11 protein-coding genes are annotated in these 13,887 nt (G+C 69.9%); 7 read left to right on the top strand and 4 right to left on the bottom strand.

Going from position 1 to position 13,887, the window contains the following annotated elements; all coding sequences use genetic code 11:
• Positions 1-1,487 (bottom strand): MMPL family transporter (locus tag ACY5KJ_RS03045; protein ID WP_462202747.1); only part of this gene is annotated, 1,487 nt, incomplete at its 3' end.
• A 556-nt stretch (positions 1,488-2,043) separates the two neighbouring features.
• On the opposite strand from ACY5KJ_RS03045, the gene ACY5KJ_RS03050 reads away from it, so the two are divergent.
• The 3 genes from ACY5KJ_RS03050 to ACY5KJ_RS03060 all read left to right on the top strand — a co-directional run bounded on the left by ACY5KJ_RS03050 (position 2,044) and on the right by ACY5KJ_RS03060 (position 4,815).
• Complete coding sequence (locus tag ACY5KJ_RS03050; RefSeq protein ID WP_462202748.1) at positions 2,044-3,141, top strand: sensor histidine kinase; 1,098 nt, start codon at positions 2,044-2,046, stop codon at positions 3,139-3,141.
• 177 nt (positions 3,142-3,318) lie between these two features.
• On the top strand, positions 3,319-4,047 hold the full coding sequence (locus ACY5KJ_RS03055; protein WP_462188868.1) for a response regulator transcription factor: 729 nt from the start codon (positions 3,319-3,321) through the stop codon (positions 4,045-4,047).
• Positions 4,048-4,074: 27 nt separating this feature from the next.
• Entirely contained in the window at positions 4,075-4,815 is a 741-nt protein-coding gene (locus tag ACY5KJ_RS03060; RefSeq protein WP_462188902.1) for a Clp protease N-terminal domain-containing protein, read from the top strand.
• An 8-nt stretch (positions 4,816-4,823) separates the two neighbouring features.
• On the opposite strand, the gene ACY5KJ_RS03065 is transcribed toward ACY5KJ_RS03060, so the two are convergent.
• On the bottom strand, positions 4,824-5,921 hold the full coding sequence (locus tag ACY5KJ_RS03065; protein ID WP_462202749.1) for an NAD-dependent epimerase/dehydratase family protein: 1,098 nt from the start codon (positions 5,919-5,921) through the stop codon (positions 4,824-4,826).
• Between the two features lie 131 nt (positions 5,922-6,052).
• Entirely contained in the window at positions 6,053-6,331 is a 279-nt protein-coding gene (locus ACY5KJ_RS03070; protein ID WP_462188900.1) for a hypothetical protein, read from the bottom strand.
• Positions 6,332-6,437: 106 nt separating this feature from the next.
• Between ACY5KJ_RS03070 and ACY5KJ_RS03075 the strand changes: the two genes are divergently transcribed.
• Together ACY5KJ_RS03075 and ACY5KJ_RS03080 are read left to right on the top strand one after the other, a co-directional pair.
• On the top strand, positions 6,438-6,575 hold the full coding sequence (locus ACY5KJ_RS03075) for a hypothetical protein (protein ID WP_462188899.1): 138 nt from the start codon (positions 6,438-6,440) through the stop codon (positions 6,573-6,575).
• A 634-nt stretch (positions 6,576-7,209) separates the two neighbouring features.
• Complete coding sequence (locus ACY5KJ_RS03080; RefSeq protein ID WP_462188898.1) at positions 7,210-7,818, top strand: NUDIX domain-containing protein; 609 nt, start codon at positions 7,210-7,212, stop codon at positions 7,816-7,818.
• Positions 7,819-8,585: 767 nt separating this feature from the next.
• Here ACY5KJ_RS03080 and ACY5KJ_RS03085 read toward each other — a convergent pair.
• Positions 8,586-10,862 (bottom strand): MMPL family transporter, encoded by a 2,277-nt coding sequence (locus ACY5KJ_RS03085; RefSeq protein ID WP_462202750.1) that lies wholly within the window; start codon positions 10,860-10,862, stop codon positions 8,586-8,588.
• Positions 10,863-11,010: 148 nt separating this feature from the next.
• On the opposite strand from ACY5KJ_RS03085, the gene ACY5KJ_RS03090 reads away from it, so the two are divergent.
• Both ACY5KJ_RS03090 and ACY5KJ_RS03095 read left to right on the top strand, forming a co-directional pair.
• The gene (locus ACY5KJ_RS03090; protein WP_462202751.1) at positions 11,011-11,967 is read left to right on the top strand and encodes a TetR/AcrR family transcriptional regulator; all 957 of its coding nucleotides are present in this window, start codon (positions 11,011-11,013) and stop codon (positions 11,965-11,967) included.
• 937 nt (positions 11,968-12,904) lie between these two features.
• Positions 12,905-13,741: an SDR family NAD(P)-dependent oxidoreductase gene (locus tag ACY5KJ_RS03095; protein ID WP_462187383.1), complete on the top strand. Its 837-nt coding sequence runs from the start codon at positions 12,905-12,907 to the stop codon at positions 13,739-13,741.
• The last annotated feature ends 146 nt before the right edge of the window (positions 13,742-13,887 follow it).

Below are 13,887 nucleotides of genomic sequence, written 5' to 3' on the forward strand. Positions count from 1 at the left end.
CCCAGGGAGAGATGGCCGATCGGAACGGCCACGAGCACGAACAGCGCGACCGTCGGCACGAGGACCAGGACCGGCCGGCGCATGACGGCGATCGCGGTCCGGTACCAGAAGGCCGGTTCGGCCGGTTCGGCCGGTGCGGCCGGTGCCGCCGGTGCCGCCGGTGCCGCCGGTGCGGCCGCGGCGCCGTCCGGCCGTTCCCCGTCCCCGCGCCGCTCCCGCCACCAGCGCCGCGACGGGCGGGCGATCACCCGATCGCCGAGGGCCGCGAGCAGGACGGGCACCACGAGGACGGCCGACAATCCGGCGAGCGCGGTGGCCGCCATGCCGGCGTACGCCATCGACCGGAGGAACGGCAGCGGGAAGAGAGCGAGCCCGATGAGGGCGATGGCGACGGTGGCGGCCGAGAAGACGACCGTCCGGCCCGCCGCCCGGATCGTGCGGGCAAGCGCCGCATCCCGCCTGCCGCGGTCTGCTAGCTCCGTCTGCTCCGTCTGCTCCGTCTGCTCCGTCTGCTCCGTCTGCGCTGTCTGCTCCGTCTGCGCTGTCCGTTCCGTCGGCGGCACGGTCGGCTCGCCGGCCAGTTCCTCGCGGTACCGGGCGATCAGCAGCAATGAGTAGTCGATCGAGAGCCCGAGACCGAGACCCACCGTGATGTTGGTGGTGAAGGGCGACATCGAGGTGACGGCGGCGAGCAGTCCGACGACGTTGATCGCCGCGAACACCGCGACCCCGCCGGCGACGACGGGAACGAACGCGAGCCGGATGCGCCGCAGGTAGACGACCAGCAGCAGGAGCACGGGGAAGGCGACCAGTTCCGCGCGGGCGAGATCCGACGTGCTGCGCTTGCTCGTCTCAGCGCCGACCACGTCCGAACCGGTCACCCCGACCGTCACCGGTCCGTCGGCGCGGGCGGAGCCGGCGGGGGCTGCGGGGACGCGCAACGTGTCGGCGAGCTGGTGGGCGAGGTCCTCGCGGTCGGCGTCGTCGCCGGCGAGGCTCGCGAGCATCAAGCCGTAGCGCCCGTCGGTGGACCGCAGCGAGGTGGCACCGGTGTCCCAGTAGGAGACGACCGAGACGACCCCGGGCGTGCCGGCCAGCCGCGCGCGCAACGCCCCGGCCGCGTCGGTGACGGCGGTGTCGTCCACCCTGCCGTCGACGGCCCCGACGACCAGGACGACGCCGGTGGGCGCGACACCGAAACGCTCGGCGAGCACCGCCGCGGCGCGTCTCGATTCGGCGTTCGGCGGGGTGTCGCCGCTCCCGGCCAGGGTACCGCCGACGGCTATCCGCAGCGCCGTCAGGCACACCAGGACGATCAGGACGGCGAGAGCCACCACCCGGCGCCGGGCGACCAGCCGGGCGGCCGGCCCACCCCCGGCCTGGGGCGGAGCCGGGACTTGTCGGTGTCCGCGGTGTCCGCGGTGTCCGGTGTCCGGGTCGCGAGGATGCGGGGGTCCGGGGATCCGGACCGACGGGGTCGAAGTCAAGGTCACCTCACCTTAGCGGGGGCCGGACGCGCAACGGGCCCACCTACGGGTCCGGCACCCCGCCGTGCCCGGCGAGCCACCGTGTCCGCGAGCCGCGCATCGTCCGGCCTGGTCGATCCGAGTACGCCAGCTCCCGCCGTCCATGCCATCGGGCCGCCGGGCACGACCGGTGGGCACCTCGACCGATTCCCACCCCGTTCGCCGGTCTGATGCGGACCTGGACCGTGGTACAAGGCGGGAGCGCGGTGCTGCGTCGTACCGTCGGAGGGCGATGCGTGACGGTGTGGCCGGCCCGGATGCCGGCGTCGGGCCCGGCACGGCGATCCCTCCCGGGCACGGTCCCGGGACGGATCGCCGTGCCGGCTGGCCTGCTGCACTCGGAGGTGTCCCGCGTCGGTTCCCACCGCGAGCCCGGAAGGCGCCGTCACCCGCGCCGCCGTCACCCGCGCCGCCAACATCGCCGACGGGAACACCGGCACCGCCCTCGCGCCCGTCCGGCAGCGGTGGGGCCCCCGCGGCCCGGATGGCCCGATCGGCGAATGTGGTCGTCCACGCCATGACCGCCGTCGCCGCGACGCTCTTGATGATCATGGTGGGTGCCGATCCGGTGCGGCTCGCACTGGTGGCTCTCGTGCTTGTCCCCGCCGCGGTGGAGATCACGACTGCCCGGGTGCCGACCCTGCTCGGCGTCGGCTGGAATCTGACGCTGATCGGCCTGCTGGAGGCCGCCCACGCGCCGAAGATGGTGCTGCTGCTCGCCGTCACCACGGCGACCTGGGTCGCGTTACGGTCCGCGTTGGTGCCGCTCAACGCCGTGGTGTTCGCCGTGGGCGTCGGCATGACGGTGGCGCAGTATTGGATGGGGAGTCCAGACGCCGAGGGTGACCACTTCACAGACGGATTCCTGGTCTGGGTCGCGGCCCTGCTGTACGGCACGGGCACCGGTTTCATCCTGCGGCGGACCCGGGAGCTGGCCGAGGAGTTGACCGAGGCGCAGAGCAGGCTGGTTGCTGCTGCGGCGGCGGACGAGCGGCGGCGGATCGCGCAGGACGTCCACGACCTGGTGGCGCACTCGCTGGCGGTGGCGCTGCTGAACATCACCGGCGCGCGCCGGACGATGCGGCGCGCGCCGGCCCTCGCCGACGAGGCCCTGGCCCGAGCGGAGGAGGTCAGCCGGGAGAGCCTCGCGGGGATCCGGCGGGTCGTCGGGCTGCTGCGGGAGGACGCGGGGCCGATGCGGTCCGGGCCCGGGCCCGGACCGCTGCCGGCGGCGCAGGACATCGGAGATCTCGTGGCGGGTTACCGACGCAGCGGCCTTCCCGTGCGGCTCGAGGTGGAGGGCGACGTCGGGACGCTCGACCAGGCGGCAGGCTCGGTGTTGTTCCGGACGGTGCGGGAGGCGCTCGCGAACGTGCTGCACCATGCCGACGCCGCGCCGACGTGGGTGCGGCTCGACATCGGTCCGCGCGTTGTCGGGGTGACCGTCAGAAACGATCTTCCGGCGGGTGGGGTGCGGCAGCGTCATCTGGGCGCATCAGGCGTCTTGGGCGCCTCGGGTGGCACGGGTGCTTCGGGTGGCCTAGGTGGCACGCTGGAGGGTTCGTCCGAATCTCGCGCCGACGCCTCCGTCCAGGGGGCCGGGGGATGGGCCTGACCGGGATCGCCGAACGGATCCACGCGCTCGGTGGGACCTTCGACGCGGGCCCTCGGGACGGCGCCTGGGTGGTGGCCGCCGGCATCCCGGTGGGAGGCGCCGTGCCAGAGCCCCTGTGGCCGGAGTCCTTGCGGCCGGAGCCGCCGTACCCGGCACCCAGGCGGCCGGCGGTACGGGATGGCTGAACTCCCGGGCCCGCTGCCGCCGATCCGGGTTCTGCTCGTCGACGACCAGGAGTTGATCAGGGCGGGACTGGCGCTCGTGCTCGGTGCGGAGAACGGCGACGGGCCGGGTGGGGTGGCCGCGATCGAGATCGTCGGGGAACGGTCGGATGGCGACGAGGTGGTGGCCGCCGTGCGGTCGCTGCGCCCGGATGTCGTTCTCCTCGACATCCGGATGACCCGGATGGATGGCGTCGACGCGATGCGCGCGCTTGCCAGGCTCGGCCCGCATCCGCCCGTCCTCGTGCTCACCACCTTCAGCGACGACGACGCGCTCTGGGGGGTCATGGCCGCCGGTGCGGCCGGATTCATCCTGAAGGACCGGCCCGCGGATGACATTGTCCGGGCGATCCGACTGGTCGCCGCGGGCGGCTCGTGGATCGACCCGTCGGCCAGTGAGCGGCTGCTCGGCGCGTTACGTGCCGCACCCACCGCCGACCCGTCGTTGCGCCGCCGGATGGAGCGGCTGTCCGACCGCGAGCGCCAGGTGCTGCGGGCGATGGCCCGTGGCGCCACCAACCGGGAGATCGCGCTGGCGCTGCGGGTCAGCGAGCGCACCGTGAAGGCGCATGTGGGCAGCATCTTCCTCAAGTTGGAGGTACGGGACCGGGCCGGCGCGATCGTCGCCGCCTTCGACGCCGGCCTCGCCACCCCGGGCGGTTTCGTCGTCGATCATCTCGAATGATCTTTACCATCAACCTTAGGTTGACGAATGATCGAACCCGTTGGCATGACCTCTCCGGTGCGCCTCGACGACCTGATCGAAGCGATCAAGAAGGTGCACACCGACGCCCTCGAACAGCTCTCCAGCGCGGTCCTCGCCGCCGATCATCTCGGGGACGTGGCCGACCATCTGATCGGCCATTTCGTCGACCAGGCCCGTCGCTCCGGCGCTTCCTGGACGGACATCGGCAGGAGCATGGGTGTCAGTAAGCAGGCGGCACAGAAGCGTTTCGTGCCGAAGACCCCCGGCGAACCATCGGCCCTCGATCCCGGTCAGGGATTCAGCCGGTACACCGAGCGGGCCAGAAACGTCGTGATGGCGGCGCAGAACGAGGCCCGAGCAGCGAACAACGCCGAGATCGGGCCCGAGCATCTGGTACTCGGGCTGCTGATCGAGCCGGACGCGCTGGCTGCCCAGGCGATCGTCGCGCAGGGTGTGTCACTGGAAGCCGTCCGGGTAGCCGCCACCGCGGCGCTGCCGCCGCCGGCCGAGCAGGTGCCGAACCTCGTCCCGTTCGACACCAAGGCGAAGAAGGCGTTGGAGCTGACGTTCCGGGAGGCCCTGCGGCTGGGGCACAACCACGTCGGGACCGAGCACATCCTGCTCGCCCTGCTGGAACTCGAGGACGGCACCGGCGTGCTCCACGATCTCGGCCTCGACAAGGCTACCGCCGAGACCCACCTCACCGCCGCCCTGGCGGCGATTCTCGCCGCCCGCGAGCAGGGGTAGCGCCCGCGTCAGGCCCGCTGCCCCATGCCGGTGCGGACCTCCTCCCACCGGCCCCGCGCGGTGCTTGGCATGAGCGGGGGTGTGGACAGGCCCGCGCCCTCGCGCAGGCCGGTGAGGAAGCTGCCGATCGCGGCGCGGGCGTCGTGGCGGGGCGACCAGCCGAGCTCTGCCCGGGCCCGGGCAGTGTCCATGATCGGTAGATGTAGGACGGCGTCGAAGAGTTGCGGGGAGGCGGGCACCAGATGCAGGTGCCAGGCGGTAGCCAGAGCGCCCCGGGCCAGGCCGGCCGGCATCCGGATGATCCTCGCATTGAGGATGTCGGCGAGCAGGGGTACGTCGACCACCGGGTCGGCCGCGATGTTGAAGGCGCCGCGGGCCCCGGTCAGGGCCGCCAACCGGTAGGCGTCCGCGACGTCGGAGGAGTGCACCACCTGGAAGCGCAGCCCCGGCAGATCTGGCAGCACGGGCACCGTCGCCGGGTGCGTGGGCGCCGCTGCCGGCCGTACCACCCGGCCGGGCAGCAACGGCCCAGCGAGCAGGCGCCGTTGCTGGCTGGCCGCCTCCCGCTTGAAGATGAACCCGGGCCGCAGCCGCACCACCCGGATGCCCGGACGGTCACGTTCGAAGGTGTCGAGGACCCGCTCCAGATACGCCTTCTCCCGGGTGTAGGCGGCCTCGGGCCAGCCGTGGGTCGGCCATCCTTCGTCGACGGCGCCTTCCCGGGCGGCGGGCGAGTAGGCGCCGACCGATGAGGCATGCACCAGCGCGGGCACGCCGGCTCGGGCTACGGCCTCGAACACGCGGATGGATCCCAGGACATTGGTCCGCCATGTGGTCAAGGGGTTGTGGGTGGGCTGGAACAACCAGGCCAGGTGGATCACGACGTCGGCGCCCTGGAACAGCGGGGCGAGGTCATCCGTGACGACATCGGCCTGTGCCCACTGGGTCTTCGGCGCCGTCCATGTCGGGTTGCGGCGGGATACCCCGACCAGGGAGCCGACCTCGGTCGACCGGCCGAGGGCCGCCAGCACGCTCGTGCCGACATTCCCCGTGGCTCTCACCACGACGATCTTCAGGTTGCTCGGGGTTGGCGTCACCTGATCCACCTCATCCACCTCCTGCGGTCGACCGGGAATCTCCCGTCGGGGGAAGCGGTCTCCTTTCGGAGGAATGGATACCCGCCGACGGGCGTCCAGATGCAGCCCTCAGCTCTCGATGAGCTGCGGTGCGCCGTCCGTCACTCCGAGGCGGCCGCGAGGGAGGCGGTCAGTCTTGCCGCGAGGTCGTCCATCACCGTGGGGGAGACCCATTCGGCGGCCTCCGCCGCGGTGAGCTCGGCCATCGTGGTGACGTGACGCCGGGCGACGACAACCAGCCAACCCGGCAGGGCGGTCCTGATCGTGTGCGTGACCCGCCAGCCGGGATCGACCAGGATGCGCTCCCGGGGCGGCAGCCCGTCCAATGATGCGTTGCCGAGGCAGGAGAAGCAGCCCTCGACGGCGCTCGTTGTGTCCATTTTGATCATCTAGGGCGTCAATCAGTATCAGTCGGTATCAATTCAGTGTCGATAGGTATCGATCGGCATCGATCAGGTGAACAGGCCGCTGCCCCAGTAGTCCTTCGTGCCGGCCCGGAAGCCTGGCGGGATCGCGAAGATCGCGCTTCCGTTGTGCCGGATGTACTCGTTCAGCGCATCCTGGCCGGACAGCCTCGAGCTGAGCCCAGGACCGCACCGGGACGACATCGGGCTCGACCTGTGATGTTGTGGTGCATGACCTGTGGTGCATGGTCCATGGCGGGGCCACCGCCCCCGGCGAGCCCGCTCACCTCGGCCCGTTCTCCCGGTCCGTTCCGCGTTGACCGGCCACCTCCGTCACCGACAGCTATCGACACAATTCTTTCTGTTGTATCGCTGTCCGGTCCGCGTTGCGGATACGGATCGGCGAGGTAACCGCACCCGCTCTCCTCACCGGTTCGTCTTCATTATTTTTTGCCTTAGGAGTCGAAATGAAATAACTTGCGCGTTTCGAACCCTCCACAGGCCTGTGACCTGCGATGATGCTCTCGATCACGTATTTGTTACTTCATTACGTCCCCTTAGTTCCGCGAAACGCTGGCGGGTCGCGCCCCTTCGTGGTCGCCTATCGTTAGTGGCCCACCGCGTCGCCCACCAGTCGGCGGCAGGAACATCAATTCCGTTCGTCAGTACTATGTGAAGTGTGTGATAATATGAAGAAGGATCTTGACTTTTCCCTAGTCGACCGGGCTCTGCCGGACCCGGCCGGCGTGCCCGGTGACGGCCTGATGCTGCGGTCGGTGATGTCCTCGAAGCCGCCGGCCACCCCACGGCAGCGTCCTGACCGTGGCACTGAGGCGAGCTTGAACCGACCTCCGATGGCGCGACCCTACGCTGCGGCGGGTGTCCTGTTCTTCGATGAAGAAGACCGCATACTGCTCGTTGAACCGTCGTACAAGCCAGACTGGGACATTCCGGGAGGCTTTGTCGAACCGGGGGAATCGCCCTACTCGGCGTGTGTACGGGAGGTCGCCGAGGAGCTCGGTATCGCCCCACCGATCGGTGGTCTGCTCGCGATCGACTGGGCGCCCTGTCTTAACGACGGATGGCTCGACAGCGAGATGCTGGCCTTCGTCTTCGACGGCGGTGCGCTGCCCGCCTCATGGCGGGAGCGCATCCGGCTGGACATGGACGAGATCATCAACTGCGCGTTCGTCCCTGTGGACGAGGTGGGCGGGTTGCTGCCGCCCCCGCACGCGCGACGGGTCCGTGCCGCCGCGGCCCTGCGGGGGGCGCCGCAGCGCGGCGGATACCTGGAGTTCGGTAATCAGATTCCCGAGCCCGTCGGTGGTCCGGTGAGCGTCGCGTCGCTCGGTGGGCCGGATGCTCGGGGCGCGGGCGCGGGCGCGGCTCAGGCGCTCGCGGGGCCATCCGCACGTGGCGCGGTGATGATGTCCAGCTCGGCGAACGAGGCGATGGAGGCATGACCGTCGGCGTCTCGGCGAGGATCCGGCGCACCGCCGGCTCGGCGTGACGGTCGCGCACCCACGCCCCCAACCGGGCCCGGGCATAGGGGAACAACGTGCCCAGTACCGCCGCGGTCGCGCTCGTGGTTCCTTCGATGTCGATGGGCGCGACCTCCGCCACCCGCTTGATCCCCGCCACTCCCTCGGTCTCTGCCACCCGTTCGACGGCACTCACGATGCCGTGACGAACTGTGCTCTCCGGCGCAGAAGGCCGTCGAAGTCGGGGATACGCGTGGCCAGGTCACTGCCGGTGAAGTCCCCGATCCGAAGGACGCTCCGCCGAGTGCAGTTTCGTGTTAAGGCCCGCGATTCCACCTTTGCTTATTGTCGGATTATTTCCTGTTTCTTACTTGTTTATTTCCGGTGCCGTCCGCGGCGTGTTCGAGATACATCGGTTACTGTTCCGACCATGACGGATGCCGCGACGCGCGGCGGGACCCTGCGGACGCCTCCCGCACCTGCGTGGAGTGCGGGCCTACCGCGCACGCGGACGTGAACGCGGTGGTCAACATCCTCTGGGTCGGGCTGGCTTCTGATCACTCGCTATGACCTTGACGATCTTGTCAGTGCCGTGACGGTGGCGCATCACGGCCTGCTCCGGATCCGTTCGGCGACGAACGTGTCCTCGGCCGGCTCACCGTCTTGGCCGATCCCGGCCGGCCAGGCGGGCGCCCCGCGGGCTGTCACTGTTCGGGCGGTCCCGCACTGTTCGGGCGGTCCCGTGAAGATCAGCGCATGGGTTCGCCGGTGCGTGAGCTCCGCTCCTCGCGGGCCGCCTGCCCGGGAAGCGGGCGGGCCGGCACCCCGGCCGCGGGACGGCCCGCGACGGCGTCCTCGGGCAGCGGAGTGTGCCGGATCTCCTCCAGATCCTCGGCGGACTCGACGGAGATCCGCGGCAGGACCCGGTCGAGCCAGGCTGGTACCCACCAGTTCGCCGTGCCGAAGATGTGCATCAGCGATGGCACCAGCACGGTCCGGATGATGAAGGCGTCGATGAGGATCGCCGTCGAGAGCCCGAGGCCCATCAGCTTGATCACCCGTTCGTCGCCGAGGATGAACGAGGCGAAGACCAGGATCATAATCGCGCCGGCCGCGGAGATGACCCGGCCGGTCTCGGCCTGGCCGAGCGAGACGGCGATCCGGTTGTCCCGGCGCGCGGTCCACTCCTCGTGCATCCGGCTGACCAGGAACACCTCGTAGTCCATGGACAGGCCGAACAGGATCGCGAAGAGGATCACCGGGATGAACGCCTCGACCGGGCCGCCGCTGATGCTGAACAGTGACGCGCCCCAGCCCCACTGGAACACCGCGACGACCACGCCGAAGGCCGCCCCGACCGCGAGCAGGTTCATCAGCGAGGCGGTCAACGGGACCAGCAGGCTGCGGAACACCGCCACCAGCAGCAGGAAGGCGAGGAGAACCACGATCCCGATGAACAGCGGCAGCTTGCCCGACAGCGTGCTGGAGAAGTCCTCGAAGATGGCTGTGATGCCGCCGACGTAGATGCCGGTGCCGGCCTGGTTCGCCTGCGGGATCACGTGGTCGCGCAGCTGGTTGAGCAGCTTCGAGGTCGCCTCGGCCTGCGGGCTCGTCGTCGGGTACAGGGTGGCGATCGCCGCCTGCCCGTTGGGGCTCGGCCGCGGAGCCGAGACGGAGGCGACGCCCGGTGTCGCGCGAGCCGCTGCCACCACGGCGTCGAGGCTTGCCGTGTCCCGCGGCGAATGGATCTCGGCGACGATGCTGAACGGGCCGTTGAACCCCGGTCCGAAGCCCTCGGCCAGCAGGTCGTAGCCGCGCTTGGTGGTCTTGGAGGGGTCGCCGTTGCCGAGGTCGGACGAGCCGAGCCGCAGCGAGAAGAACGGGATCGCGATGACGGCGATGACCACCGCGCTGACCACCGCGAACAGCTGGGGCCGTCCCTCCAGCCGCTTCGCCCAGTGCCACCAGAAGCCCGAGGTGCTTTCGTGCACCGGGCCATCCTCGGCCAGCCTGCGCCGGTCGCGCCGGTTGAGCACCTTCATGCCGTAGAAGCCGAGCAGAGCTGGCAGCAGGGTGACTGCCGCGGTCATCGTCATCGCCACGGCCACCGCCGCCGAGATCGCCACGCCGTAGAGGAAGCTCACACCGAGTGTGAACATGCCGAGCAGCGCGATGCAGACGGTCATGCCGGCGAAGAGCACGGCGCGCCCGGAGGTGTTGACCGCGGTGACCGTGGCCTCCTCCGGGCTCTTGCCGGCGCGTAGGCCGATGCGGTGCCGGTTGACGATGAACAGGGCGTAGTCGATGCCGACGCCCAGTCCGATCAGGGTCGCGAGGACCGGGCTGAACTCGGCGATCGTGAGGACGTGGGAGAGCAGGATGATCAGGATGCTGCCGACCCCGAGGGCCATGATGGCGGTGATCAGGGGCAGGGTGACGGCCAGCAACGAGCCGAAGGCGACGAAGAGGATGATCGCCGCGGCGATGATGCCGATCAGCTCGCTGTAGCTCTGCTCCTGCTGCTCGATGACCGCGACGACCTGACCGGTCGCCTCCACCTGCTGGTCGTCCCTGCCGTAGCTTCGAGCGATGTCGACCAGCTGCTCGATGTTCTCCTTGGGCAGCTCGATGCCCTGCAGGTCGAAGTTGACGGTCGCGAAGGCTGTGTGCCCGTCTTTGCTGATCTGGGCGGCGCCCCGCGGGCCGTAAGGGCTCGTGACCTCGGTGACGTGCGGGATCTTGGCGAGCCTGCCGAGCATCTCGCTGGCCGGATCGGAGATGGCCCGATCGGTGATGCGAGCTTTGTCACTGTGCAGCACGATGGTGGCGCTGTCTCCCGACGCCGCCGGGAAGTCGCGTTGCAGGAGGTCGATGGCCTTCTGCGAATCGGTGCCGGGCAGGGAGAAGGCGTCCTTGTAACTACTTCCGGCTACCTGGCTGATGCCGCCGAGCCCGAGCAGCGCGACGATCCACAGGAACAGGACGAGCCGACGGTGTCGGAAGCACCAGCGGGCGAGCGAGGCCACGGTTTCCCCTCGGGCGTTGGTGATCGGTGGTGTCGCTACCTGCGACGTCGTGCTGACGATTTGCTGCTGAGAAACTTACCGGTCGTTCAGTAGGTAGAGTTGAGAGTAACATCCGTCGCGGACTCGATCGGGGGGGTGCAGGGCCGCCATGACCGAGCCGGCATCGCCCGATCCACGGGGCGATACCAGATCGCGGATCCTTGCCGCCGCCATGAGCCTCTTCAGCGAACAGGGGTATGCCGGCACCTCGGTGCGGGACATCTCCGAGCGCCTGGGAGTGACGAAGGCAGCGCTCTACTACCACTTTCCGTCGAAGGAGACGATCCTCGACGCCCTGCTGGAGCCCTTCGTGTCCGAGCTGGGTCGACTCGTCGATCTCGTTCGGCAGTCCCCGCCGCCGTCCCCCCGGGTCATCATCGAGCGATTCGTCGAGGCCCTGGCGGGCCCCGATGGCGTGCTGCTCGTCTTCGCCGACGACCCCTCGGTGATCCACCGCAAGATCGGCAAGAGCGACATCCTGTCGCTGCAGCAGGCCCTCGTGCACGGGCTCGCGGGGCCGGCTCCCACCCATCTCGGGTTGCTGCGCGCGTACTGCGCGGTCGGGTCCCTGCGGGGGGGGATCATCGGGATGGCGATCGAACGTGCCCAGGCCGCCGCCCGGCAGTCCACCAGCGCCGACGAGGAGCGCGGCGGCACGGGCGAAGCGGTCACCTGCTCCGAGCGCCTCCGGGTCCTCGTCTCGCAGGTACCGAGGACATTCACCCCCCTGGTCTCCGCCGCGGAGCAGGGGGAGATCGTGGCCGCCGCCCTCGCCGCTCTCGGTGACGATCCCGCCGTCTCCGTCTCCGTCTCCGTCTCCGCCGCTGACTCTGGCGCGGCCTCCGCCGCTGGCTCCGGCGGCTGCGGCGCGGTGGGTGATGAGGGGCATGAAAGTGACAGGTCTCCCTCCGGTGCCGACCTGACCGGGTCACAGGATGCCCCGGTCGCCGACGCGGGTCCGGTCGCGACATCTTGCCCGGCGCACGGGGAACGTCCCGCGTGCCGGGAGGCCGCGGCGTCTCACCCGCCTCCCGCGCCGGACCTGGCCTCCGTCCGGCTCCACTGACGACTGTATGCGCCGGATCGTGAGCGATCCGGCGCATCACCCCTTCGTATCCACCCACCTTCGCGGTTCATGTGCCTCATCTCACTCTTCAGACGTTCGTAGATGGTGGTCCGTCTATTTGGTCGTGGCAAATGCCGCTTTCGCTCTTGTTTGTCTGGGGCGGTAGGGTGGTCGCGTGTGGAGGATGGATCAGTGTTTGGATGATGAGCCTTCCGCCTGTCCGGCGCACGCCGCGGACGGGTCGACACATCTGCCGCCGGGGGTAGGTCTTGGCGGCTTTGCCTCCGCCACGGCCGGTGATCTTGTGGTGACCGGATCGGACTGGCGGGAGGGTGTTGGCGTCGGAGCCGGCCGACCATGACCCTGATGCCGCGTACCGGCCTCGAGTCGGCAAGGTGTCGTCGCCGCGTCCTTCCTCCGGAGGCAATGCGGTTGTAAATAGTCCGCAATACCCAGTCGTCGATGTGGAGCCAGTTCGAAGTCTCCGGAAGAAGGTCTCCGAGAGCAGATTCCGAATCGATCGGACCGCTGTCATATCGGGCGACGCCGGGCGGTCGGGATGGGGGAGTGTGATAGGGAGTCCAGAGTCGCGCTCGGCCCTCGCTGTCCGATGTCGCCCATCTGACCATGGACGATCCGGCGACGGGACGGTGGAATGGTGGCAGTCGTGAGCCCGGTGGCGCGGAGTTACCAACGCACCGCGGATCCGGAGCCCGGCGTTGATGAGATGAGCAGTGGCTGTTCGGATCGGTGCCGCCCGCCAGGGTGGCCGACGCAACGATCCGGCCGGCGAGTTCGTGCCAGCGGACCACACCGAATCACCTTCGGTCGGACCACCTCGCAACGCGGGGCGACGAGTAGGGAAAGTTGTAGGTGACGTGCAACCAGTGCCCGCGGGGGAGAACGGCGTGAGGGGAATGACCGGAAGCGGTGTGTCGTGAGCACCCGGTCTCGCCCCGCTTTCGGTAACGGAGTGTCTACATCTCTTACTGGGCTGGTCATGCGGGCCGGCTCGGGCGTCTCGACCTGGCCGCCCCGGACCGCCGTCGTCACGGGAGCATCCAGCGGTATCGGCCGGGAGGCCGCGCTGCTGCTGGCCGCGGACCGATGCCGGTCGCTGCTGGTCGGTCGCAACGGGGCCACGCTCGACGAGGTGGCCGCGGCGACCGAGGGGCACCGGATTGCGGTCGACCTGTCGAGTCCCGGCTCGGAACTGATGGTCTCCTCCCGGGCGACCGAGCTTCTCGGCGAGGTCGACCTGCTGGTGTGCTCGGCCGGCCTCGGGGCTGCGGGCCCGTTCGAGGTGATGTCCCCGGCCGCGATCGCGGAGCTGGTCACGGTCAACGTGCTGTCGCCGATGATGCTGGTCCGGGCCATGTTGCCGGCCATGCTCGACCGCGGCCAGGGGCGCATCCTGCTGGTGGGCAGCATCGCCGGCGCGCTGGGCGTGCGCGGTGAGGTCGCCTATTCCGCAACCAAGGCCGCTCTGCTCGGTTTCGCCGACGCGTTGCGGTCCGAGGTCGCCGGTCGCGGTGTGACGGTGACCCTGTGTCTACCCGGCGTCGTCGACACACCATTTTTCCACCGCCGTGGCGCGCCCTACGTCCGTCGCTGGCCCCGGCCTATACCGGCCGGGCTTGTCGCGCAGCGCATGCTGACGGCCACCGGACGCGGCGACGCCGAGGTCTGGGTGCCACGCTGGTTACTCGGCGCGGTGCGGGTCCACGGTGCGATCCCGTCGGTGTACCGCAGGCTGGCGGGTGTCTTCGGATGATCCGCGGCGTGGTCTACCCGGCCGCTCCCGGCTTTCCGGCCGGCCCTCGGGGTGAGCGACACCGACGATGAGAGTGCCGACGGGCGGCGGCCGGCCGCAGGCCGCAGGCCGCCCGGGTGGTGCCGCCGGAGCATCATCCCGCCCAC

It is taken from the genome of Frankia sp. CcWB3, from assembly GCF_977927595.1.

Excerpts from the sequence above, each read along its gene's own strand:
- ACY5KJ_RS03050 (WP_462202748.1), top strand. The coding sequence starts at position 2,044 with ATGACCGCCGTCGCCGCGACGCTCTTGATGATCATGGTGGGTGCCGAT.
- ACY5KJ_RS03055 (WP_462188868.1), top strand. The coding sequence starts at position 3,319 with ATGGCTGAACTCCCGGGCCCGCTGCCGCCGATCCGGGTTCTGCTCGTC.
- ACY5KJ_RS03060 (WP_462188902.1), top strand. The coding sequence starts at position 4,075 with ATGATCGAACCCGTTGGCATGACCTCTCCGGTGCGCCTCGACGACCTG.
- ACY5KJ_RS03070 (WP_462188900.1), bottom strand. The coding sequence starts at position 6,331 with ATGGACACAACGAGCGCCGTCGAGGGCTGCTTCTCCTGCCTCGGCAAC.
- ACY5KJ_RS03080 (WP_462188898.1), top strand. The coding sequence starts at position 7,210 with ATGGCGCGACCCTACGCTGCGGCGGGTGTCCTGTTCTTCGATGAAGAA.
- ACY5KJ_RS03090 (WP_462202751.1), top strand. The coding sequence starts at position 11,011 with ATGACCGAGCCGGCATCGCCCGATCCACGGGGCGATACCAGATCGCGG.